Source organism: Flavobacterium sp. HSC-61S13, from assembly GCF_024171535.1.
Taxonomy (GTDB): domain Bacteria; phylum Bacteroidota; class Bacteroidia; order Flavobacteriales; family Flavobacteriaceae; genus Flavobacterium.
This window is the reverse complement of the sequence record NZ_JALJZV010000004.1, coordinates 234,889-259,368: the sequence shown is the minus strand read 5'-3', so window position 1 is coordinate 259,368 and position 24,480 is coordinate 234,889. Positions and strand designations below refer to the sequence as shown.

The 24,480-nt window shown below is 37.5% G+C and carries 16 protein-coding genes; 8 read left to right on the top strand and 8 right to left on the bottom strand.

The annotated features are described in order from the left end of the window. Positions 1–9: 9 nt before the first annotated feature. Positions 10–2,766: a 2-oxoglutarate dehydrogenase E1 component gene (locus tag L1275_RS06090; protein WP_253470867.1), complete on the bottom strand. Its 2,757-nt coding sequence runs from the start codon at positions 2,764–2,766 to the stop codon at positions 10–12. 112 nt (positions 2,767–2,878) lie between these two features. Between L1275_RS06090 and L1275_RS06085 the strand changes: the two genes are divergently transcribed. Beyond that, positions 2,879–3,424, top strand: coding sequence for a hypothetical protein (locus L1275_RS06085; protein WP_253470865.1), 546 nt, complete (start codon positions 2,879–2,881; stop codon positions 3,422–3,424). Here the strand turns inward: L1275_RS06085 and L1275_RS06080 are convergent. After that, a complete protein-coding gene (locus tag L1275_RS06080) occupies positions 3,408–3,755 on the bottom strand; it encodes a hypothetical protein (protein WP_253470863.1) in 348 nt (115 codons plus the stop codon). The genes L1275_RS06085 and L1275_RS06080 overlap by 17 nt on opposite strands. 3 nt (positions 3,756–3,758) lie before the next feature. Beyond that, entirely contained in the window at positions 3,759–4,733 is a 975-nt protein-coding gene (locus L1275_RS06075; RefSeq protein WP_253470860.1) for a polyprenyl synthetase family protein, read from the bottom strand. A 140-nt stretch (positions 4,734–4,873) separates the two neighbouring features. Between L1275_RS06075 and L1275_RS06070 the strand changes: the two genes are divergently transcribed. The 5 genes from L1275_RS06070 to L1275_RS06050 all read left to right on the top strand — a co-directional run bounded on the left by L1275_RS06070 (position 4,874) and on the right by L1275_RS06050 (position 11,957). Then, positions 4,874–5,485 (top strand): TetR/AcrR family transcriptional regulator, encoded by a 612-nt coding sequence (locus L1275_RS06070; RefSeq protein ID WP_253470858.1) that lies wholly within the window; start codon positions 4,874–4,876, stop codon positions 5,483–5,485. Beyond that, positions 5,478–6,815, top strand: coding sequence for a TolC family protein (locus L1275_RS06065; RefSeq protein WP_253470857.1), 1,338 nt, complete (start codon positions 5,478–5,480; stop codon positions 6,813–6,815). Before L1275_RS06070 ends, L1275_RS06065 begins: the two co-directional genes overlap by 8 nt. A gap of 13 nt (positions 6,816–6,828) precedes the next feature. After that, positions 6,829–7,893 carry an efflux RND transporter periplasmic adaptor subunit gene (locus L1275_RS06060; RefSeq protein WP_253470855.1) on the top strand — a complete coding sequence of 355 codons (1,065 nt, stop codon included), beginning with the start codon at positions 6,829–6,831 and terminating at the stop codon, positions 7,891–7,893. Positions 7,894–7,911: 18 nt separating this feature from the next. Next, positions 7,912–11,085, top strand: coding sequence for an efflux RND transporter permease subunit (locus L1275_RS06055; protein ID WP_253470854.1), 3,174 nt, complete (start codon positions 7,912–7,914; stop codon positions 11,083–11,085). Between the two features lie 314 nt (positions 11,086–11,399). Then, positions 11,400–11,957: a hypothetical protein gene (locus L1275_RS06050; RefSeq protein ID WP_253470852.1), complete on the top strand. Its 558-nt coding sequence runs from the start codon at positions 11,400–11,402 to the stop codon at positions 11,955–11,957. Positions 11,958–12,150: 193 nt separating this feature from the next. Here L1275_RS06050 and L1275_RS06045 read toward each other — a convergent pair whose 3' ends face one another. The 4 genes from L1275_RS06045 to L1275_RS06030 all read right to left on the bottom strand — a co-directional run bounded on the left by L1275_RS06045 (position 12,151) and on the right by L1275_RS06030 (position 16,009). Next, positions 12,151–13,338 (bottom strand): hypothetical protein, encoded by a 1,188-nt coding sequence (locus L1275_RS06045; RefSeq protein WP_253470842.1) that lies wholly within the window; start codon positions 13,336–13,338, stop codon positions 12,151–12,153. Beyond that, positions 13,325–14,323 carry a DUF2157 domain-containing protein gene (locus tag L1275_RS06040; protein ID WP_253470840.1) on the bottom strand — a complete coding sequence of 333 codons (999 nt, stop codon included), beginning with the start codon at positions 14,321–14,323 and terminating at the stop codon, positions 13,325–13,327. The genes L1275_RS06045 and L1275_RS06040 overlap by 14 nt, the downstream gene beginning before the upstream one ends. A 183-nt stretch (positions 14,324–14,506) precedes the next feature. Continuing rightward, a complete protein-coding gene (locus L1275_RS06035) occupies positions 14,507–15,451 on the bottom strand; it encodes an aldo/keto reductase (RefSeq protein WP_253470838.1) in 945 nt (314 codons plus the stop codon). 177 nt (positions 15,452–15,628) lie between these two features. Further along, a complete protein-coding gene (locus tag L1275_RS06030; protein ID WP_253470836.1) occupies positions 15,629–16,009 on the bottom strand; it encodes a Fur family transcriptional regulator in 381 nt (126 codons plus the stop codon). 265 nt (positions 16,010–16,274) lie between these two features. Here L1275_RS06030 and L1275_RS06025 point away from each other — a divergent pair, with 265 nt between their 5' ends. Then, complete coding sequence (locus tag L1275_RS06025) at positions 16,275–18,668, top strand: TonB-dependent receptor (RefSeq protein WP_253470834.1); 2,394 nt, start codon at positions 16,275–16,277, stop codon at positions 18,666–18,668. A 203-nt stretch (positions 18,669–18,871) separates the two neighbouring features. Further along, a complete protein-coding gene (locus L1275_RS06020) occupies positions 18,872–21,268 on the top strand; it encodes an outer membrane beta-barrel family protein (protein WP_253470833.1) in 2,397 nt (798 codons plus the stop codon). A gap of 131 nt (positions 21,269–21,399) precedes the next feature. On the opposite strand, the gene L1275_RS06015 is transcribed toward L1275_RS06020, so the two are convergent. Then, a complete protein-coding gene (locus tag L1275_RS06015) occupies positions 21,400–24,456 on the bottom strand; it encodes an Ig-like domain-containing protein (protein ID WP_253470831.1) in 3,057 nt (1,018 codons plus the stop codon). Positions 24,457–24,480 lie beyond the last annotated feature (24 nt).

The following is a 24,480-nucleotide window of genomic DNA, read 5'->3' as shown; positions in this document are numbered from 1 at the left end:
AAATTATTATTATAAGTTTTTATCAAAAACTTTAGCGATAGCATAGGCATAACGTTTTTTAGAACGCGTCGAACTACCCGATGCTGGCGCACTATATGCTTTGGTTGCTGCCAAACGCAAAGGCACTTCATGGAAATTCATCAACATAAAACTATATGCACCCATGTTTCTAGGCTCTTCCTGCGCCCAAACATAGTCGTTCACATTAGGATACTTGGCTATTACCGCTTTCATTTTATCAATTGGAAGTGGAAACAACTGCTCGATTCTCACCAAAGCCACATCATTTCTTCCCAGTTTTTCGCGTTCTGCCAATAAATCATAATAAAATTTACCCGTACAGAAAACCAAAGAGGTTACCTCCGTTGCTGTTACGACTTGGTCATCAATCACCTCTTGGAAACTACCTTCAGTAAAATCACTAATAGAAGATACGGCCAAAGGATGTCTCAACAAACTCTTTGGAGTAAACACGATTAACGGTTTTCTGAAATTAGCCACCATTTGTCTTCTCAACAAGTGAAAGAAGTTAGCCGGCGTTGTACAGTCTGCAACATACATATTATCCTCTGCACACAACTGCAAATAACGCTCCATACGTGCCGACGAATGTTCTGCACCCTGATTTTCATATCCGTGAGGCAACAACATCACCAATCCGTTTTGCGTATTCCACTTCGCTTCTGCGGCTGAAATATATTGATCCAACATGATTTGAGCTCCATTGGAGAAATCTCCAAACTGCGCTTCCCAAATCGTCAATGTTTTTGGATTTGTCAAGGCATAACCATACTCATAACCCACTACCGCATATTCCGATAACAAGGAGTTATAGATACTAAATTGCCCTTTTTTATCTTTTAATTTATCCAACAAGATAATTGATTCTTCCGTATCCTCTGTTTTAATAACAGCATGACGGTGAGAAAACGTTCCTCTTTCGACATCTTGTCCAGAGATTCTCACCCCAAAACCTTCTGTCAACAAAGAACCGTAAGCCAACATCTCTCCCATAGCCCAGTCTAATTTATCAGACTCAAAGAACATGGTTTTACGATCGTTGATCAATTTCTTAATCTTGCTTATGAATTTTTTGTCCGTTGGTAACTCAGTAACCACTGAAGCGACATCCGTCAAAACCTCTTTAGACACCTTAGTATCATAAGTCAATAACATCTTCTCTTCACTCGCTTTTTCATATCCCTTCCACTCTTCTTCCATGAAAGTTTTAATCTCCGCGAATTCGTGTTTACGAGACTCTTCCAAAGACGACTCTAAAGCATCTTTGTATTTTTGTTCTAAAGCAGACACATAGTCATTATCAATAACTTTGTCTTCCAACAATCTTCCACTATAGATATTTCTTGAATTCGGGTGTTTTGAAATCAATTTATACAACAAAGGTTGTGTAAATTTAGGTTCATCACCTTCATTATGTCCGTATTTTCTGTATCCTACCAAGTCGATAAAGATATCTGTTCCAAACTCCATACGATAATCCAAAGCAAACAACATGGCTCTAACTGCCGCCTCCGTATCATCGGCATTAACATGCAATACCGGTGCGTTAGTAACCTTAGCCACATCTGTTGAATAGATCGAAGATCTACCGTCTGTAAAGTTTGTAGTAAACCCAACTTGATTGTTTAAAATCAAATGGATGGTTCCACCTGTTTTATACCCTCTAAGTTTAGCCATTTGGATAATCTCATATACAATACCTTGTCCTGCAACTGCAGCATCACCATGCAAAGCAATCGGCAACACTTTAGAAGGATCGTTAGCATACAAACGATCTTGTTTTGCACGTGCAATACCTTCGATAACCGCTCCTACCGTTTCTAAATGCGATGGATTTGGAGCCAAGTTTAAATGAATTTCATTACCTGATTTGGTTTGTCTCATAGAGCTCAATCCCAAATGGTATTTTACATCACCATCAAAGCCTTCAACTTCATTATAGTCTTTCCCATCAAATTCTGAAAAAATCTCTCCTGCTGGTTTTTTGAATACATTCGCCAAAACGTTTAAACGTCCTCTATGAGACATTCCCATGACCAATTCTTCAACACCTCTAGCAGCAGCAGCCTCAATCAACATATCCAAAGCTGGAATAGCCGCCTCAAGACCCTCTAATGAGAAACGCTTTTGTCCTACATATTTAGTATTTAAAAAGTTCTCAAAAGAAACCGCTTCAATTAGTTTACCTAGAATTTCTTTTTTCTGATTGGCATCAAAAACGGCTTCTGGTGCTTCAAAATGATTTTGAATCCACTGAATTTCCTTTTCATTAATAATGTATTTAAACTCCAAACCAAGTGTATGACAATATACTTGCTCTAGATGTTTAATGATTTCAGACAAAGTTGAAACAGGAAGTTGAACCGATTTTGCCGCTTCAAACTTGATATTCAAATCAGCAGTAGTTAAACCAAAATTCTGTATACTCAAATCTGGAGCTTCAACATTTCTATCGCGCAACGGATTCGTCTTGGTCAGTAAATGCCCATAGGTTCTGTATTGATCGATAAGTTTTAAAACTGCAAACTCTTTCTGAAATTGCTCCAACTGTTTGGTGTCACCCGAATCAGTGTAAGCTTTTGATAACTGTTCTACCGGGCCATCACTATATTCATTTGCAAAATCGAAACCTTGAAAAAAGCTCCTCCAACTAGGCTCAATGCTGTCGGGATTTTGTAAATACTCATCATATAACTCTGCAAAGAATGCTGTATGTGCCGCGTTTAAAAAGGAATACCTGTCCATAATTTTGTCTAAAGACCTTTGGTTAAAATAATTTACACAAAAATACAATACTTTGTAATAAATCTCTAATATTTTTGTTACTTTTATCTCACAAATATTTTATAAAACTAAGATGGAAAGAATTAACATTACTTATTTAACACGTTTTTTGTTTATTCCGTTTTTTTTCCTAGTATGCAATTCTATAATCGCACAAGATTTAAACAATATTAATAAAAAGAGTGATTTTTTTAAACATGTGAAATTTGGGGGAGCTTTCGGTCTTGGTATCAGTAATAATTACACCGATATCCTATTAGCACCAAGTGCTATCTATGAGTTTAACTCCACTTTTGCGATGGGAGTGGCTCTACAAGGGAGTTATATACAAAGTAAAGATTTCTATAAATCATGGATTTACGGACCAACTTTAATTGCTTTAGTCAATCCTATAGATCAAATTCAACTCTCTATGGAGCTCGAACAATTGCGAGTTAACAACACCTACACCTATACCATACCTAATTATAGCGATGATTTTTGGAATACCGCGTTGTTTTTAGGAGCAGGTTATCGCTCGCAAAACGTAGCGGCAGGACTAAAGTATAACGTGCTCTATAAAAAGAAAGACAACGTCTACAATACAGGTCTTATGCCTTTTATTAGAGTTTATTTCTAAAACACACCTTTTGCCATTCTCTTTTTAGAATTATAAAGGTCAATTCCCACAGATACTGTTCCAGATTAAGTCCCCGAAGCTGCAATTCATCAATAGCAGCTTCGGAAACATCTATCCTATATAATAAGCTGGAAAATTTAGAAGCATCGGTTTCTACCAATCGAAGCAGTTGTCTCTCCAATTCAGCAACCAAGTCTTCAGCACTACCGATATTTAGAAAAACTTCTAATTGCACAGCCATTTGAAAATCTTTCTGCAATTGCGCGACCAATTGAACAAACAAGGCCTCATTTGCCACGTTTTTCTGTAAATACTGTACTGCTTCTAACATAACTTAAACTTGACGTCCCATCAGATTTTTGCTAAACTGATGCAAAACTTCTTTTTTATCTTCTTCAATATCCATTAAGTCTAAAATACTCAATGCTTTTTGAGTGTAACTTTCGATCAAATCCTTAGAATCTCCTACTGACCCAGTAGAAACAAACAAGGCTTTAACCAAAGCTATTTTATCTTCTTCATCTTTAGCTTCCGTTGTAAAAGCATCAATCAACTGCTTTTTCTCAACTTCAGAAGCGCGTTGTACGGCACGAAGATATAAATAGGTCTTTTTATTCTCCAAAATATCCCCACCGATGCGTTTACCGAAGGATTCTACATCGCCAAAGGCATCTAGAAAATCATCTTGCAATTGGAAAGCGATACCTAAATTTAATCCAAAATCGTAAATCAAGTTGGCATTCTCCTCAGAAGCACGAGCTACTATAGCCCCCATCTTTAAAGCTGCTCCAACTAAAACCGCGGTTTTATACTCAATCATTTTGAGGTAACCCGATATTTCTACATCGTGACGATCTTCAAAATTAACATCCCATTGCTGCCCTTCACAAACTTCAATTGCGGTTTTGCTAAACAACTTTGCCAATTCCTTAAACACCACCGGTTCGTAATTTTCAAAATATTGATAAGCCAAAATCAACATGGCATCACCAGATAAAATTCCGGTGTTGATATCCCATTTTTTATGTACGGTCTGATGCCCTCTTCTCAAGTTCGCCTGATCCATAATATCATCATGAATCAACGAAAAATTATGAAAAAGCTCAATAGCCGTTGCTGCCGCTAAAGCCTCTTTTGCTGTTGAACCAAAAATTTCAGCAGCCATTAAGGTCAAAACTGGCCTGATTTGTTTTCCTCCTAAAGATAAAATATAAGTGATTGGAGCGTACAATTCTATGGGTTTACCCGTTAAATCAATAGCATCTATATGTTGTGCAATTTGATTCTTATAATCGATTATGGATTGCATTTATTAAAATTTTTTGTAAAAGTAACCGTTTTTTTTTACTCCGCCTAACGACAAAGATATGTTAAATTTATTTAAAAACTATGGAAACTATATTCGTTTTTAAAGTTTCCGACATATATTTGCGCCAAATAAAAAAGCCAATGAAAGAGGAAATTTTAGATAGAGCTATGAATATGTTTTTAAATCTTGGATTTAAAAATGTTACTATGGATGATATCGCTAACGAGATGGGTATATCCAAAAAAACAATTTATCAATATTATACTTCAAAGCCGGATTTGATCAAGGCAACGATCGATTACTTCAACGATAAAATCAATGAAAAAATCTGTGCAGTTAGTCAATTGAATTTGAATCCAATAGACGAATTATTTGTTGCTCATAGCAAAATTGACGAAATGTTTCACATCAAAAACTCCTCGCCTTTATTACAATTGATCAAATATTACCCCAAAATAGCTGCCGATATCAAAACGCGTCAATTGGAACGTTTCGAACATCTGATCACCAGAAATTTACAAAAGGGAATTGCTACAGGACTCTTTAGAGAAAACATCAACATCCACTTCACCTCCCGTTTATTTTTTGGTGGATGTGTATCCTTGGATGACGAAGAGGTGTTTCCGCGTGAAGCTTTCTCTTATGATCGCCTACAAAAAATGCATTTAGAATATCATATACGCAGCATTGCAACCCAAAAAGGAATTGAAATATTAGAAACAATCATTGAAAATCACTCCCCAAATGAATAATTACAAACTGACCTTATCCTTCCTATTATTTGGAATTATGGTCCAAGCTCAAGAGCTCAAGCTGACTCTTAAGGAAGCGATTAATTTTGCTTTAGAAAACAAAGCCGACGCTAAAAAGGCCAAGTTAGACATTGAGAACAGCAACTATCAAATTCAAGAAGTCCGCGCCTTAGCACTACCCAACATCAGTGTAGAGGCAGGACTAAATAACAGTCCATTGTTACAGCAAAGCGCTTTACCGGGAGAGTTTTTTGGACAACCTGGAGAAACGGTATTGGTACCCTTCGGTCAAAAATGGAATAGTAGTGCTTCAGCAACTTTGACACAAACCATTTTTAATCAATCGGTTTTCACCGGTTTAAAAGCGGCCAAAACAACTCGGGAATTCTACATTATCAATAGAGAATTGACCGAAGAACAGTTGATTGAAAAAGTGGCCAACAGCTACTATCAAATCTACCAGTCCAAAGAGATGTTGAAGACTATTACGAGTAATCTAAACAGCACGGAACGCATCAAAGGCATTATCGAAGGTCTTTACAATAACGGATTGGCAACTAAAATTGACCTGGACCGAACCAAAGTAAGTCTGAGCAATATCAAATCAAAGAGACAACAGAGTATCAATGCGATTCAATTACAAGAAAATTCTTTAAAATTTCTGATCGGAATGGATTTAAACACCTCCATTACTTTCCCTGAAGATACTTTTGAAATCACTGGTGACGCCTTGTCAAACGAGATCAATATCGATGAGAGAACCGAACTACAGTTACTCAAGAAACAAGAGGAATTATTGACCTATAAAAAGAAATCTATCGTTGCCGAATACTATCCGTCATTAGCCTTGTTTGGTAATTTTGCGTATCAAGGTTTAGGCAATGAACTTCCTTGGTTTAAGAAACCGAGCGATGGGGTGTTTTGGACTAGCTATGCTACGGTAGGACTTACTTTAAAAGTGCCGATTTTCAGTGGTTTTGCTACGCGTTCGAAAGTTCGTCAGGCAGAAATCGATCTTAAGAAAACCGCATTGGATATTGCAGATACGCGCGAGGCCATGGATTTGTCACATAAAAATGCTGTAACACAGATTCAAAATTCTTTGATCACAATCAGTTCTCAAAAAGAGAATGTCGATCTAGCTAAAGATGTTCAAGAGAACATTCACAACAATTATCAAAATGGTTTGGCGACACTAACGGATTTACTCGATGCAGAAAATGCGTTTACCGAAGCAGAAAACAATTACACCAACGCCTTGTTAGAATACAAACTAGCAGAAATCGAATTAATAAAAGCTCAAGGAGCATTAAAATCTTTAACCAAATAATTAAGCCTCCCAAATGAAAAATAAAATAATTACTGGAATTGTATTGATCGCTGTTTTAGCGGGGATTGTTTTTATGTTAAACAAAAACAAAGCTCAAAACGAAGCGGAAACCGCCATAGTTGCAGAAAAAAACGCATCCGTTGCCGTACGAGTTGAAAGCGTAAAAAGCGAAATCGTCAATGCTGAGTATATTGCTAATGGAAATTTCATACCCGAGCAAGAGTTAACCCTGTCAGCAGAAACTCCGGGTCGCGTTGTAAAAGTTTTGGTACAAGAAGGATCCGTTGTAAAAGCAGGACAAACTCTTGCCGTTATCAATGGAGATCAATTGAATGTCAACGTACAAAATGCACAGGCCACTTACGCTACCGCACAAGCCGATGCAGCGCGTTTTGAAAGTGCCTATAAAACAGGTGGGGTTACTAAACAGCAATTGGATCAAATCAAACTTCAATTGGAAAATGCCAAAGCCAATTTAAGATCGGCACAAATCACTGCAGGAGATGCCAATATCAAGGCCTCTATTAGCGGTATCATCAATAAAAAACACATAGAACCGGGAACTTTCGTTTCACCGGGAACACCCTTGTTTGAGTTGGTTAATGTCAGCAAATTAAAACTCAAGGTAAACGTTGATGAAAACCACGTTGCCGTGTTAAAAATAGGTGATGTCATCAAAGTAAAAGCCAGCGTTTTTCCAGACAAAGAATTTGAAGGTAAAATTACGTTCATCGCACCAAAAGCGGATGCATCTTTAAACTTTCCAGTTGAAATGGTTATTCAAAATAACGCGAACAACGAATTAAAAGCCGGTATGTATGGTTCAGCCATATTCAATCCAAATGCCGACAGAACGACACCAATACTTACCGTTTCGAGAAATGCGTTTGTGGGTAGTGTTAGTTCCAACGAAATTTTCGTAGTACAAGACAGCACAGCCCAACTGAGAAAAGTAATCTCAGGAAGAAACTTTGGTGACAAAGTAGAAATCTTAGAAGGCCTAAAAGCTGGTGAAACCGTTATTATCAGTGGACAAATCAACCTGATTGACAAAACTCCAGTAAACATCATTAAATAAGATCCAACAGCTGACAAAATGAAAATATCCGAAATATCCATAAAACGCCCGAGTATCATTATTGTACTCTTTATCATCTTGATACTGGGCGGTATATTTAGTTACAAAAATCTGAGCTACGAATTGATTCCTAAATTCGAAGTAAACGTGGTAACTATTTCAACCGTTTATCCGGGAGCTTCGCCTTCCGAGATAGAAAATACGGTAACCAAAAAAATTGAAGATGCGGTATCTTCTCTGGAGAACGTAAAAAAAATTGAGGCAAAATCATACGAAAGTTTATCTGTTGTGATTATTACCTTAATCCCCGAAGCAGATGTGGATTACTCTTTAAACGACGCTCAAAGAAAGATCAATGCTATCTTAAAAGATTTACCAGACGATGTGGATCCTCCATCATTAAATAAATTCTCTTTGAGTGATTTACCTGTAATGACCTTAGGTGTTACTAGTAATCTCGATGAAAAGGAACTCTATGATTTATTAGACAAAAAAATCCAGCCGATCTTCTCTCGAATAAACGGTGTTGCTCAGGTCAATCTAATCGGTGGACAAGAGCGCGAAATTCAGGTAAGCCTCGACCCTAAGAAAATCGAAGGTTACGGACTAAGTGTTCCTGCAATTCAACAAATCATTTTGGCTTCTAACTTAGATTTCCCAACGGGGAACGTCAAAACTAGAGACAAGCAAACCTTGATTCGTCTATCGGGTAAATACAAAAATGTTGAAGAATTAAGAAACTTAGTCATCAGCTCTCAAAACGGCATTCAGGTTCGCTTGGCAGATGTAGCCGATGTACAAGACGGTCAGAAAGAAGTTGAAAAGATTGCGCGTTTAAATCAAAAGAACACCATCTTACTTCAAGTTATCAAACAATCGGATGCCAATGCGGTATCGGTAAGTCAATTGGTTAAAAACACTATTGAAACCGTACAAAACGATTATAAAGATCAAAAAATCGAAGTAACCATTGCCAACGATTCGAGTGATTTTACCTTAGAAGCGGCAAACTCGGTTATGTTTGACTTGTTCTTGGCTATTGTTTTGGTGGCTTTTGTAATGTTGTTTTTCTTACATAGTTTGCGAAATGCCGTAATTGTAATGATTGCGATTCCGCTTTCTTTGATCGCTACTTTTATCGGTATTTACCTGATGGGATATACCTTAAACTTAATGAGTTTATTGGGACTTTCATTGGTAGTAGGTATTTTGGTCGATGATGCGATTGTAGTTATCGAAAACATTCACCGTCATATGGAGATGGGAAAAAACAAAGTCCGCGCAGCCTATGATGGAGCTTCGGAAATTGGATTTACCGTAACGGCGATTACTTTGGTAATTGTAGTAGTATTCTTACCAATTGCGATGAGTACCGGTTTAGTTGCTAATATCATCACACAATTTTGTGTGACGGTTATCATCGCTACCCTATTGTCTTTATTAGTATCCTTTACCATAGTGCCTTGGTTGTTTTCAAGATTCGGAAAAATCGAACACATCAATTCACACAGTTTTATCGGTAAAGTATTAAACGGTTTTGAGCGTGGTCTGGAAAAATTCACTCATTTTATTTCCAACCTTTTGGTTTGGGGGTTAAAGAGCCGAACCAATAAAATCCTTACGATAGTAATTGTTATTGTTATGTTCGTTGCCTCCGCCTCATTATTGCCTTTAGGATTTGTCGGAGATGAATTTTTCCCTAAGACCGATAAAGGAGAGTTTTTGGTACAAATCGAAATGGAAAAAGACGCTTCTGTAGAAAACACCAACTTTATGACTCAAAAGGCGGAAGACTTTTTGCGTACTAAAAAAGAGGTGGTAACGATGATTACCACAGTGGGGCAAACTAGTGAAGGCATGGGAGGAACTCTAGCTACCAAATACAAATCGGAAATTTCGGTTACCTTAACCGATAAATCGGAGCGTAGTGAAAGTTCATTTATCTATGCTGCTCGTCTAAAGAGAGAGCTGGAAAGAGAATTGGTTGGAGCCAAAGTAAAAACCGTTCCGGTAGGATTAATGGGTGCAGAAGATGCTCCATTGGCTTTAACTGTTACAGGTGCTAATATGGAAGACGCTATGGAATTTGCTATAAAGGTGGCAGACCAATTGAGAAAAATTCCAGGATCTTCAGATGTTAAGTTGACTTCAGAAGATGGAAACCCAGAAATAAACGTATTGGTAGACCGTGATAAAATGGCAGCTTTGGGATTAAACCTACAAACCGTAGGTATGACTATGCAGACTGCTTTTAGTGGAAATACCGACGGTAAATTTAGAGCTGGAGAATATGAGTACGATATCAACATCCGTTTTCAAGAGTTCTCTAGAACGAATATTGACGATGTAAAAGCGATCAAATTCACCAACGCAGCTGGTCAAAACATCAAATTAGAACAGTTTGCTGATATTACTTATGGATCAGGACCAACCTTGTTGGAACGTTTGGACAAGAGTCCATCGGTGACCATACAAGCGCAAACCATCGGTCGTCCGACGGGTACTATCGCTGCAGATTGGGAAGAACAATTTTCTAAGTTAGAGAAAAAAGCCGGTGTTGGTTATAAGTGGGGAGGCGAAATGGAAAACCAATCTGAAGGATTTGGTACTTTGGGAATTGCTTTACTGGCGGCTATTATCTTGGTTTATTTAGTAATGGTTGCGCTATACGACAGTTTTGCAACACCGTTTATCGTAATCTTTTCGGTACCGCTTTCGTTTATTGGAGCATTGCTGGCCATGGGGCTCACCAATACTTCCTTAAATATATTTACCATTTTAGGTATTATCATGTTGATCGGTTTGGTTTGTAAGAATGCCATTTTATTGGTCGATTTTGCCAATCACCGTAAGGAAGCGGGGGACAATACTCACGATGCCTTAGTAGCGGCGAACCACGCTCGTTTACGTCCGATTTTGATGACAACTATTGCGATGGTCATCGGTATGATTCCGATTGCTCTAGCCAAAGGAGCCGGTGCTGAGATGAACAACGGATTGGCGATCGTTATTATCGGTGGTCTATTGTCATCCCTTTTCTTAACTTTGGTAATCGTACCTGTAATCTACTCGATATTTGATAGTATTGCACGACGTCTTGGTAAACACGAAAAAGTAAAATACGACGAATTGATGTCTGCCGATTATGTGCCAGACGAAACCTTTGTCGATGAATTTGCTGCCAAAAAATAATAAGATTTAAGGTTAATTGTTATTGTCCGAAAACGGGCGACCCATGTGAGTCGCCCGTTTTTTATTTGGTATATCCCTCAAACAGATCAACCATTTACACAAATATCCAACAAAATACAAACATAAACCTACCAACACAAACAATATGACAAATAATAAATGATTTTTAACTTTATAATGATCATAATTTGTATTATTTTTCAACTTTTCTTCTGAAGCTAGCTATGAGTTTCAAAACTTTAACCGCTACAGTCAAAAAATAGCCGTACAATACATTTTATACCATCACTTTTATAAAAACCAGCTAAATTAACATGAAAAAAATCACCTTACTTATAGCTATCCTAACTGGCATTACTTCCACGTACTCGCAAGAAACAGTTAACAAATTAAACTCGAGAGCAGAAATCACTCCTTACCTAATCGGTTTGGGTGCCAATTACGAATGGGCTATTATCAATCAATTTTCGATTCAAGCACATGCCAATTATGGATTTACCTTTTATTTTAATTCTGATGATGTTAAATCCGTTTCTTCTCTATCATTTGGTGTGGAGCCTCGTTATTATTACAATTTTAATAAGCGAAACAGAGATGGTAAAAACACCAAACACAACAGCGCTAATTTTATATCGTTACAAGCCTCTTACAGTCCCGATCTACTAACCCATAGCAATATGAAAAATAACAGCTCCATTAACAAACAAAGCTCCATAACTCCAAGTTGGAATATGCGCAGAAATATTGCCTCTTCCAATTTTAATTATGAGTTGGGTGCTGGACTTGGTTTTAACACGGTTTATTACGATAACAGAAGTAATGAAAACTCCACAACACTTAACCTAAATATAAAAATCGGTTATACTTTATAACGGTAGTTCGATTTCACAATAAGAACTTAAACTGATCAGGGAATACCTATTCAATACCCTACTCATATAGTTGCTATTTAAAAGGTCCTTAGAAATTATATATTAATTTCTAGGGACCTTTCTTTTATAACACCGATAAAACGATCTGAAATTCTAACTCACCATTGCTGTTAAACGTCGGGTTTTATGATTATCAGTAGGAACCTCCTGCTCCACCTCCACTAAAACCACCTCCGCCAAACTTCATTGGTGCTTCTTGATTTACTTCGGGTTTCATTCCCAATTGTGCCGTAACAAGTAGTGCTTCGGCATCAATAAAACTTGGATCATCACGGAGTCGATCTACTTCAAAAGTCAATCCGCTTTGACGGTGTCTTATTTTGGCAATCGCCCATAGACACCCACTAAACAATAAAGCTCCACTCAAAGTCAACCACCAATCTGTACTTAAAAAGGCTGTTAAACCAATAAGGTTGTAAAAGGAATAAAACAAAGCTGCAATTCCAATCCATAACCAACCCTTATCACGTGTTTTAATAGATCTAAATATATAAATCAGCGGTATTATAAAGGTAAATGTCCAGTAAAAATACGATAGAAAAAGCTGTGATAAACCAGGAGCCGTATTTTCAGCATCACTGAAATAATAAGAAAAATGACTGATTACCCAGATATTTCCGGACAGATAAAACAGTATGTAACTGTAATATATTACGGTTTGTATCGGTTTTAAATAATATACGGTCTTTAAACTCTTTTTTAAGTAATTAAAGCTTACAGCAATCAAAACAGCAAACAGCATCATTAACAAAGGTGTTATTGATACTTTCGTTTCTACCAGCCAATAACCAACTCCAAAAGTCAAACTAACGCAAGCCCCTAGGGTTGACAACACATTGAGATAACGAATGGCACAAAATGCAGTGATTGCGGCGCAACCCATAATCACGCACCAAATCAACCAAATTTCTCTTAATTCCAATCCATCCAATACGACAAACAGACCCCATGCAAAGGCGATTTGCCCACTAAAGAGAAAAGCATCGTCCAGTCCGTATCCATAATACTTTTTTACCGCAATCATCCACTCTAAAATTGCGAAACAAAGCCCACTAAACACAAAAGCCAAGAGACTTATCGCAGTGGCTGAATGGATCGAAAAGGTAGAAAGTGAAAGAACGCCACATATCGAACCACATAATATCAAACCAACCAAAAACAAGCCGATTCGAATTAAAAAGCTCTTTTGAGTTTTTAGTCCTGTTAATTGGTTTTCAATAAGTCGATATTGATCGGTATTGATAAAACCTCCTTGATTTAAATTTTGAGCCTCTTCCAACAAAAAAGTTTGTTCCAGACGGGTTTTATTATAAGCGAACATCAGCTGTTTTTTTATTAAAATTCTTAATTAATTTGATAAACAAAACGATCAATCCAATAAAATAGATCGGTGAAATCGTCAGCAAACCTTCAAATACATCATCTAAGATATCGGAGGAATCAATTACTCTTACGGCAAAAACCGTAAAACCAATATAGGCATATAATACCGTGCATACAAAAAGTGTAATTGAAGTATTCTGATAAGAAGCCTTATAAAAAAACCAGGAAGACAGCATCAATGGAATGATATACCAAAGTCCGTCTTCTTGAAACAAGTTACTTAAAACCGCCAAACTAATCAGGTGTAAAGCGAAAGTCAGATAGACAAAATTAAAATGTTTTTTTAACGCTACTTTTGACGCATACAAGGTCCAAACCGCCAACAGTATACCCAATAAAATTGCCGAGTAACTCAGTATGGTATTGTCGTAAATGTTATTGCGCAATAGGGCTTGTGGAGAAGTGGTCAAACCAACATAGGCTGCCAGTCCAGTGATTCCTATCGACAGCACACTTTTATTATCGAAATAATAAGCAGTGGCAAAACAGATCACCGTCGGTATGATGGTCGCTAATCCGTAATGAGTTCCGAATGTCTCATATTGAAATTGCAAATAACCTATAAAAATACAGCTTAAGGATACCCCTCCCAAGACGATATAGTCGTAAACCGGATTTTCAAATGTGGTCTCAGCCCGACTAAATTTCGGACTTTTTTTAAACGAAAAATAAAAACACAACGCTGTCACTACCAATAATAATCCCAATACGGTAACATGCCCAATGCTATCAATATGATCGTAAATCAACATTCCAATACCCGTGGTAAAAAGCAATACTCCTATATAAAGCAAAGTTCTCAATTCGGAATGTACCGAGAAAACATCTCTTTTGCGATAAGCCTCTATACGGTCAAACTGCTTGTCTGTAAGTAGGTTTAAATCTAATAATTTTCGACTGTAGTTGCTTTTGTAGTTCTCCATAAAGATTTTTAATATCAATCAAATGTAAACTTTTATTCCTAATACCTTATTACGAGCCCAATTTTATAAATTCTTTGCTTTAAAGATCACCTTATTAACTAATATACAAAAAAAATATTAAAACAAAAAGCCCAAATGATTTCATTTGGGCTCTAGGTTAATTAACAATTCAATACTAACTAATTATTCGTCATACACATTGGAATAGGTATTTCCAGAAACATCAAAAAACTTCGCATCGACATATCTATAATGTCTATCCAAACCATTTATTTTTTTGATATCCTCTTCGCTCAACCTACATAGTGCGCTTTCTAAGTTTTGTTTTAAACGGTCTGCATTAGTTGATTTTGGAATCACTGCAGTACCTCTTTGAACCTGCCAAGCAATCAATACTTGAGCCGTAGTACAACCGTTAGCTTTTGCTACCTCCGCAATGACTTCATTGTTCAATAAACTCGGCTCGTCGGCTTTTTTCATACCTACCGAACGATCGCCTGATCCCAATGGGGAGTAGCCCGTTAGTATAATCTGATTTTCCTTCGCAAATTGAACTAATTCATTTTGCTGTAAAAAAGGATGTAATTCCACTTGATTTACTTCGGGTTTGATCGTCGCTTTACTTAATAAGTCTTTTAATTTCTTTATACTAAAGTTAGATACCCCAATATGTTTGGTCAATCCCAATTTCACTGCCTCCTCCATTTTTGTCCAAGTCTCTATAATAGGCACCTCTTCAAGAGATAAAAAATCCTCGCTCGACTGCGGTTGAACGCCATGTTTAAAAGCAACAGGCCAATGTATTAGATACAAGTCTAAATACTCCAGTTGAAGATCGCTAAGTGTTTTCTTTAAAGCATCAATCACATATTGCGATTGATGGGAATCATTCCACAATTTACTGGTTATCCACAAATCCTCTCTTTTTACAACACCCTCTTGGAACAATTCTGCTAATGCAACACCTATTTCGGTTTCATTACCATAAACCGCTGCACAATCAATATGTCTGTAACCATTTATTATCGCTGTCTTTACAGCTTGTCCAACTTCGCCCGGATTTGATTTCCACGTTCCTAACCCAATAGCCGGCATCAAATCTCCATTATTAAATTTTAATTGCTTCATTTTAATCGTATTAAGGTTTAAAAAACATCCTCCCTAAATTACAAAATTTCTGCCGATACTCGCTATTATTTAAATAATCCTTAACTATCAGCAGTCTGATAATCGACTAATCATGTTAGAACCTCTATAGAATTTGTAGGCTTTTTTTACATTAACCTCAATAAATTTTAATCTCTATCAATCAGCGCAAGTTGGACATAAACCCGCAAGGGTAAAGCTCATCTCCGTTACCTGATAATGAGCTGGCAATTTATATACCGGAATGACCTGTTCTAAACAAGTTACTTCTAAACATTTCTGACAACTGAAATGCATATGATCGTGATGATGAACTTCATCACAATTATGACATTTTGCATATTTTACCACGCCATCCATATTGACGATTTTATGGACCAGGTCTTCGGCAAGCAATCGTTCTAATACCCGGTAAATAGTTACTCGATCGCATAGATCTCCGACTTTAGATTGGATTTCAGCGTGAGACAAAGCAATGTCAGACTCATTGATCAACTCTAAAATAGTTGTACGTGCCAGAGTATTTCTTGTTTTTTTCATTTTCCTTAAAAATTATTAATGCAGCCATACTGGTTGATACAAAAATTCTATACTGCAATTAATTTACGCAAAATTATTGAAAATTATGGTACAAATACAAAACATCGTAAACACTTAAAACTGTTCATTTCTATAAAATCGTTGTTCGATATTGAACAGTCTAATCCAACTTATACAACATAATAAATTCAACACCAATCACTTAAATCCAAATAACTTCATGGCATAAAAATTTCACTACTAAGTACGAACCCATAAGCATGTTATGAAATACTTTATGATACTTTTTAATCTGATGCTACTTGGAAGTGTAACAGCAGTAAGCGCACAAAACCAAGTGTATGGAACTTTACAAGACATCGATCAGCAACCGATTGATTTTGGAGAAGTTCGCTTGACGCTTAAAGATTCTGAAAATCCCATACAAACTTATTCCGATACCTTAGGTTATTTTAGTTTTAATGAGATACCCAATGGACTATATATTTTAGAAATACTACAATTGGGCCGTCTCCAAGATCAACGCGAGTTTTATATTGACAAAACTATTGATCTGGGTACCCTGAGCATCAACACCAGTTCGCAACTTTCAGAAATTGTTATTGAAGGTAAAAAGAAGATTTTTGAGACCAAAATCGATAGAACTGTTTTTAATGTTGAAAATTCAATTGCAGCGTCCACGGGTGATGCCCTCGATGCCATTAAAGCAACTCCGGGAATTGCCGTATCCAATGCTGATATCAAAATAGTTGGAAAAAACAGTGTTTCCGTGATGATTAACGACAAGCTCGTTCAACTTAGTGGTGAGGATTTGAACAATTACTTAAAAACCTTATCGGCTAGTGATATTCAAAAGATTGAAGTCATTACTACACCTCCTGCTAAGTATGAAGCGCAAGGCAATGGTGGTATTATAAACATTGTTCTAAAACCCAAACGTGAAAATGCTTGGAACAACAACAGCCGTTTTAACTACTATCAAGCCAGTTATTCCAATTTTAGAATTGGTAATACCTTCACCTATTCCAAAGATAAGTTTAGCGTACAAGCCCATGTAGACGCATCCAGTGGTAATCACAGCAGAACCGAACGCATGACCAATATCTATCCCGATGAAACTTGGATATCTATTGATCCCGATAAAACCAGAACCAAGCGTTTATCTGCTAAGATTAATCTCGATTATCAACTTACTTCGAAATCAAATATCGGCATTCAATATTTAAACAATGGTTATAAAAAGAAAACCATTTGGAATAGCGCAATTACCGATATTTATGACAATAAGCAACAATTGACCTCGGGAATTTTAACCAATGGACATACCGAGTCGGAGGAACAATTCAATAATCTGAATTTGAATTACGATTTTAAGATCGATAGTTTAGGAAAGAAAATCAGCTTAAATTTAGATTACTTTAGCAGTGATAAAAACAACGAGCGTCCGTTTGACAGTGAACGCCTCTATTACACTTCTTCAACGATTCCAACATCCATAAAAGCTCGAAGCACGGGCGATATAATCATCGACATCTATAGCGCAAAGTTGGATTTTGAAATGCCGCTAAAAGCTTTTAAATTGGATTACGGGGCAAAAGTATCGTGGATCAAAAACGGTTCTGATTCGAAATATTTTGATCAGATTAGTGGTACTCCGATTCTTGACCCCAGTAAAAGTGATCATTTTGACTATAGCGAACAAGGACAAGCATTGTATATAAGCATGAACAAGGAATGGTCCCCAAAATGGAACAGCCAAGTGGGTTTAAGAATGGAAGCCACCCAAACCAAAGGAATTTCCTATACAGCAGAACAAACCGAAAAAAAGAACTTCTTAGACTTTTTCCCCACGGCGTATATACAGTACAAACCCTCCGAGTACCATGCCTTTAATCTAAACTATAACAAACGCATCTCGCGTCCTCCTTTTTGGGCATTGAATCCGTTTCGATGGTATATAGATGCGTATAGTTACACTCAAGGTAATCCTTTCCTCCAACCATATAACACCCATAAACTAGAGTTATCTTATACGTATAAAAACAATTGGAATTCGAAATTAGAATATTCTCGTGTATCCAATGCCATAACTCAAATTCAAAACGTCAATGAATCAGACAAAACGCGTATTTTTACTCAAGAAAATTTTTACAACATCGATATTTATTCCATTAGCCAAGCCTACACTTTCTCTAAATATCCCTGGTGGCAAAGCGTTAATACCTTAAACATAAGTTGGACAAGAACAACATTTAACGACGACAACAAACAAATCTACGAGGCACAAAACGGATTAAATGTATATATATCTAGTAACAACTCTTTTAAAATAACGAATAAACTAACTGCGGAAGTTAACGGGTATATCAATTCAAAATCTCATTATATGATTTATGTGACCGACCCCAGCGCAACCTTAGATTTTGGTGTTAGTTATAAAATGATCGACGACAATTTAAAGATGACCTTCAATATCTATGACATCTTTAGAACAAGTACCTCAAAATCCTATACTCAATCGGGTACTAATAAAATCATTTACAAAAATTACTACGCCAATCGCTACGCCAACTTAGCCATCAGTTATAGTTTTGGGAACAAAAACATTCAGTCTAAAACCACCAAAAGCGGTAATGAAGAGGAACGCAATAGATTGTAGGTGACTTTAAAATCTAGCACTAAAAGACAACAGCTGACACCAAAAGACTGTTCGACCGTGTTCGCTATTGTATTTTAAATGTGCGGTAATGGACATAAAAGATTTAAAAACAAACGCAATGCCCTAGATACAAACCGTTTAAATAATTAAAAATCTTCGGCACGAAAATCTCTTTATATATAATAACTATTTATCATACTATTATGAAACTTCTACACTTATTCGTTTGCTTAATTTTTGCTTGTTTTGCATCGGGAAATGCACTTGCTCAAAATCAAGTTTTCGGAATCCTAAAAGACCAACAAAATCAACCCATTGATTTTGGAGAAATTCATTTGACCAACGAAAATTCCAAGGTAGTGGTCAGTACTTATAGTAATGACGAAGGAAATTTCAAATTGGAAAACATCACAGTAGGAACTTATAAAATCCAATTTTTATATTTGGGTGTTGTCTATGACACACGCCAACTTGAAATTGAAGGTAATCTCAATTTGGGTTTAGTAACTATCGATAATCAGGCACAACTTTCAGAGATTGTCATCGAAGGCAAGAAAAAAGTTTTCGAAACCAAAATTGATCGTACCGTTTTTAACGTAGAGAACTCTATAGTAGCCTCTGGAGGTGATGCCTTAGAGGCCATTAAAGCCACTCCTGGTATTATAGTGACCAACGACGACATCAAAATCATCGGAAAAACCAGTATATCGGTCATGATTGACGATAAAATTGTACAACTCAGCGGAGAAGACTTAAACAATTATCTAAAAACCTTATCAGCGGAAAACATTCAGAAAATCGAGGTGATCACCACTCCTCCCGCCAAGTATGATGCCCAAGGAAACAGTGGTTTATTAAACATCGTCCTCAAAACTAAAAGAGAAAATGCTTGGAATAATTCGGTGCGTTTTAACTACTTTCAAGCGACAGATGCTTACTATAAATTTAGCGATACCTTTACCTATGCCAAAGATAAATTTAGCGCACAAGCTAGCATTGACTTAAGCAAAGGAAAAACTCGAGGAATTGAGCGCCTAAACAACTATTATCCCGATGAAACCTGGGCAGCTGAAGATTTATCTAAAAACAAAATGGACAACTTATCTGCAAAAGTTGCCCTAGATTACCAACTCACACCTAAATCTAAAATAGGTATGCAGTATATGCACGGCATCTATCAAAACGAAGCTGTATCCGATATCACACACACCAATATCTATGATAGTCATCAAATACAGACTTCACAAATTGTGACTACTGGTGGCGCTGATCGAAAAGATTTGTTCGACAATCTCAATTTCAATTACGAATATAAAATGGATACTCTAGGTAAGAAAGCAACGGCCAATCTGGATTATTTTGACAGTAATAAATCAAATTACCGCCCGTTTGAGAGCGAACAAAGTTTTTACAAAAACAACCTTGCTCCATCAATGATGAAAGCAACCAGTAGTAGTGATATGGATATCCAAATCTACAGTGCAAAGCTTGATTTTGAACATCCGACAAAGTTTGCCAAACTGGAATATGGTGCCAAAGCCAACTTTATCACCAACACCTCTGACTCGAGGTATTACGATCGTATAACGGGAATTCCCGTTGAAGATTTAACTAAAGGGGATCACTTTGAATACAAAGAAAACACCCAGTCACTTTATATAAGCGGCTCAAAAGACTGGAATTCTAAATGGACTGCCCAATTGGGTTTACGAATGGAAACAACACAAACTCAAGGAAATTCCTTAACTATGGAAAGAACGGATAAACGCGACTTTACCGACTTTTTCCCAACGGCTTACCTACAATATAAACCCAGCGAAAATCACTCCATAAATATCAACTACAGCAAGCGAATCAACCGTCAATCATTCTGGGAACTCAATCCGTTCAGATGGTATGTTGACGCATACAGCTATTCGGAAGGAAATCCATTTCTAAAACCGTATAATACACACAATGCGGAACTGTCCTTTACTTATAAAAGCAATTGGGCAACCAAAGTGGCCTTTTCGAAAACGATCAATGGATCTAGTCAAATTCAGAATATCGATGAACAAACCAAACTCAGAACTTTTACCCGTGAAAATTTTTACGATCTAACTTCGTATTCAATTAGCCAAACCTATACTTTCTCCAAATACAATTGGTGGCAAAGTGTCAATGTATTTACAGCTATGTACGCAGAGACTTCCAATAGAGATGCCTCCAAATCCATGCACCATATGCTCGACGACACGGGATTTTATTTTTCCACGAACAATTCGTTCAAAATCAATACCCAATTGTCTATGGAATTAAATGCTTATTTCAGTTCTAAGACCAGCTATCTCGTTTATGAAATTGACCCGCAAGCGGATGTGAGTTTTGGAGCGAGCTATAAGATGATGGACGGTAAGTTGCGTTGGAATTTAAGCTTAAGTGATATTTTTAAATCCAGTGAGTCTAAACTATACACCTCCACGACTACAACCAAAACCATGATCAACAACAGAAATCAAACCCGAGAACTTCGCATCGGCCTTACCTATAACTTTGGCAATAAAAACATCAAAGCAAAAACTACTCAAACCGGTAATGAAGAAGAGCGCAATAGAAGTTAATAAGGAAGGTTTTTCCATGTGGACCTTTTTTTAGAGGATCGTTTAAATTGCAGCAAGTTGCTGTTGATATTCATAAAAACAGCCGCTGTTCCTAGTAAAACAGCGGCTGTATGATTAACTAACTCAATATATTATTTTTTAATTATTCGGATTATTTCTCTAGCATTAGCTGTATGTAAATCGACTAAATAAACACCTGCCGGATAAATACTAAAATCAATTTTAAAATGCGATGAGTCCATCAACTCCCTTTTTAATTGTCTGCCCTGGAGGTCAAACACTACATAAGAAATAATTTTCTCACTGTAATCCACCGTGACAAACTCCTTCGTTGGGTTTGGATAATAGGCAAAGGACTCTTTATTAAAATCGTCGGTTTTCAAAGTTAAGGTCACTACTACTTGGCTTATCTCACTAAAACATCCCACGGCTGATTGATTCACCACATAGTAAGTAGCCGCCGATGTTAAACTGCTTTGGTCAGTTAAACGATTGCGGTCTGCAATCGCATCTTCTTCAGTAGCGTACCACACTGGATTTATCGCTCCGACAATTTCAATATCTTTAATAAAACTTCCCGTAGGTAGTACCTGTGGTGTTTTTACGGTAGGTTGCTGTGGTAAATCGTTTATAGTCACCAATACTGTTTTGGGTTCCGATCCACATTGATCAACGACTTGTATGACGTGATATGTTCCAGAAACCAAAGTGTTAGAACCGCCTAAAATCTCGGTAGGATTAAGGCTATTATACCAGTTAAAGCTTGCCGTTGTGAGTCCTGAAACCTCTAAATCAGCCACCGTCTTGACGCCACAGAAAACTTGATCTGCCGCAGTCGGAACTGGAATCGTTTCGCATAAAGTACTAAAAGTTAGCCCGGGAGCCCAATCACTAATATCTCCGGCACCACAATTGGATCGGATGTAAATCGTGTAAGTAGTATTGGGAAGTAATACTTTTAAATCCAGAGCAACCGTTGTTATACTTCCAGAACTGTATAAACCCACTGCACCACTGCCTCCTGCCCCTGAAGTTCTCACTTCGTAGTCGAATGCTGTCGCCGTGGAATTCCAAGTTAAATCAGCGCTGTTGGACGTTATATTGTCAATTTTGATTACTGTTGGTGTCTCACAGTTTGCTAGCTGAGCGATTGTGATTTCTAATTCGCCAAAAACCTTATGGTCTTCTACGGATATCGCTCTGACAACCACCTTTCCATCTGTTATAGCTTGCACCCTTCCCTTAGAATCTACACTCGCTACGGAAAAACCGCTAACCACCTTCCAGTAAACGCTCTGATTTCCTGTAGAAGGAAGCACTGTCGCTTCTAAATCCAAGGTTCCCTTGGGTACTGTAATCAGGGGAGCCAAGTTATTTTTAACTTCGACCTGTACAGAAGTAACGACTTGTTGTAAATTAAAAATACAACGAACCGATTGTCCCTGTTCACGCGGATAACCCGCAGAAGGATTTACGATAAAATTACTGTAATACAGCGATTTTCCAAAGCTTAAACTATTCGCTGCAGTTTTGCTCCAATAGAAACCACGTACGCCTTCAAAAGAAAGCGTGTTTCCACTGCGGATTCCTGCAATCGTCAATTTTAAATTGCTATCAAAGGCAGTTAAGATATTGGTCATTTTCTCTGTCAATACCACCTCTTTCCATTGATCTTCTGTCGGAATTGCCCAGCCAGCTCCCAATGCTTTACACGGATCACAACCGTTGGTATTGTCTAGATTTGAAATATCAGCGGCATTCCATTGATCCGTTTGAACACCCGTATTCCACCAATTGGTTAAAAACTCTGAATTACCCGAGCCTATTGCCGTAGGATCACTTGCTGGAGGTGCCACTCCTAAAGGAGATTTTCTAAACTGGTGCCCATCATCCCAGCGTCCCCACTGAAATAAGTCCCCATAAGATTCCTCATCTTTCTCCGTTGTTCCAACGGCGTTACTTCCTAAATTTTGTTGCAGCCAAACCTCACCATCAGCGGCTCTTACCGTCGTATATTGCACTGTTTCTCCATTATAAGTAAAAGTTACGCAACCCGTGTCACCAGCATTTTCACCTGGCATCTTATTACAAGGAGGAATCTGATTGGTGATTGGTATACTAATCTCCGCAAATACGGTTGGATTTTCAACTGAAGTCGCTCGAACCGTAACCTGACCAGCAGCTATCGCTGTTACCACTCCCTGAGCATCGACGGATGCCAATGAAGTTCCACTGCTGATACTCCATATTACATCTTGACTTTGGTTCAGTTGATAAACAGTAGATTCCAAAGCCAAAGTTCCCTGATAGACATTAATCTTAGCCGGTTGATTATTTTTCACACCTACTTCCAGATGCGTTATTGCTTCATTGATTTTTAAAATACAACGCACCGCTGCACCTTGGCTGCGCAAAGCTCCAGATGAAGCATTCATCACCGCATTACTATAATAGAGGTATTTAGCCAAGTTTAAACTTGAACTTGGAGTACTACTCCAATAATACCCTCTTTGACCAACGAAATTAAAGCTCCCATTACCGCCTCTACTACCTCCAACGGTCAATTTGAGAAAGGTATCAAAAGCCGTTTGAATATCTTTCATCTTAGTAGCACTTACCACGTTTTTCCAGTCGGTCTCCGTAGGTAAAGCCCATCCAGCACCTAGCGCTTTACACGGATCACAACCGTCGTTTGCAGTTACTAAATCAGTGGTTTCGGCAGACCAAGAATCAGCAGTGGTTCCCAAATTCCACCAACTCGGCGTGGAACTGATAAAGTTGGACTTTGCACCTCCTAATCCCGTAGGATCATTTGGTATTATAGCCGTTGTTTGAATTGGTGAATTGGCCAATTGGTGTCCGTCATCCCAACGCCCCCATTGAAAATAATCCCCATAGCCGTTAACATCAGTCTCAGAAACCGCTACAGCATTACTACCGAGATTTTGCTGTAACCAGACATATCCATCTGTCCCTCGAACAGTGGTATATGTAACCTTTTGTCCCTGATACACAAAAGTTATACAACCCGTATCACCGACATTTAGTCCCGGTATGGGATTGCAAGGCGGATCTGTCTCAAGTACCGTTTGAGCCAAATTATTTGTCTTGGTATCATCAATCGCTCTAGCGCTATGGACTCCAAAGAGCATTAATATCAAAAAAAGTAGTTTTGTTTTATACATCATCTTTTAAATGGTTAAATATTTGTT

What these genes read in the sequence shown, in the direction of transcription:
- L1275_RS06055 (WP_253470854.1), top strand. Translation starts at nt 7,912, where the DNA reads ATGAAAATATCCGAAATATCCATAAAACGCCCGAGTATCATTATTGTA.
- L1275_RS06030 (WP_253470836.1), bottom strand. Translation starts at nt 16,009, where the DNA reads ATGAAAAAAACAAGAAATACTCTGGCACGTACAACTATTTTAGAGTTG.
- L1275_RS06080 (WP_253470863.1), bottom strand. Translation starts at nt 3,755, where the DNA reads ATGTTAGAAGCAGTACAGTATTTACAGAAAAACGTGGCAAATGAGGCC.
- L1275_RS06050 (WP_253470852.1), top strand. Translation starts at nt 11,400, where the DNA reads ATGAAAAAAATCACCTTACTTATAGCTATCCTAACTGGCATTACTTCC.
- L1275_RS06020 (WP_253470833.1), top strand. Translation starts at nt 18,872, where the DNA reads ATGAAACTTCTACACTTATTCGTTTGCTTAATTTTTGCTTGTTTTGCA.
- L1275_RS06075 (WP_253470860.1), bottom strand. Translation starts at nt 4,733, where the DNA reads ATGCAATCCATAATCGATTATAAGAATCAAATTGCACAACATATAGAT.
- L1275_RS06070 (WP_253470858.1), top strand. Translation starts at nt 4,874, where the DNA reads ATGAAAGAGGAAATTTTAGATAGAGCTATGAATATGTTTTTAAATCTT.
- L1275_RS06090 (WP_253470867.1), bottom strand. Translation starts at nt 2,766, where the DNA reads ATGGACAGGTATTCCTTTTTAAACGCGGCACATACAGCATTCTTTGCA.
- L1275_RS06060 (WP_253470855.1), top strand. Translation starts at nt 6,829, where the DNA reads ATGAAAAATAAAATAATTACTGGAATTGTATTGATCGCTGTTTTAGCG.
- L1275_RS06015 (WP_253470831.1), bottom strand. Translation starts at nt 24,456, where the DNA reads ATGATGTATAAAACAAAACTACTTTTTTTGATATTAATGCTCTTTGGA.
- L1275_RS06045 (WP_253470842.1), bottom strand. Translation starts at nt 13,338, where the DNA reads ATGTTCGCTTATAATAAAACCCGTCTGGAACAAACTTTTTTGTTGGAA.
- L1275_RS06040 (WP_253470840.1), bottom strand. Translation starts at nt 14,323, where the DNA reads ATGGAGAACTACAAAAGCAACTACAGTCGAAAATTATTAGATTTAAAC.
- L1275_RS06035 (WP_253470838.1), bottom strand. Translation starts at nt 15,451, where the DNA reads ATGAAGCAATTAAAATTTAATAATGGAGATTTGATGCCGGCTATTGGG.
- L1275_RS06065 (WP_253470857.1), top strand. Translation starts at nt 5,478, where the DNA reads ATGAATAATTACAAACTGACCTTATCCTTCCTATTATTTGGAATTATG.
- L1275_RS06085 (WP_253470865.1), top strand. Translation starts at nt 2,879, where the DNA reads ATGGAAAGAATTAACATTACTTATTTAACACGTTTTTTGTTTATTCCG.
- L1275_RS06025 (WP_253470834.1), top strand. Translation starts at nt 16,275, where the DNA reads ATGAAATACTTTATGATACTTTTTAATCTGATGCTACTTGGAAGTGTA.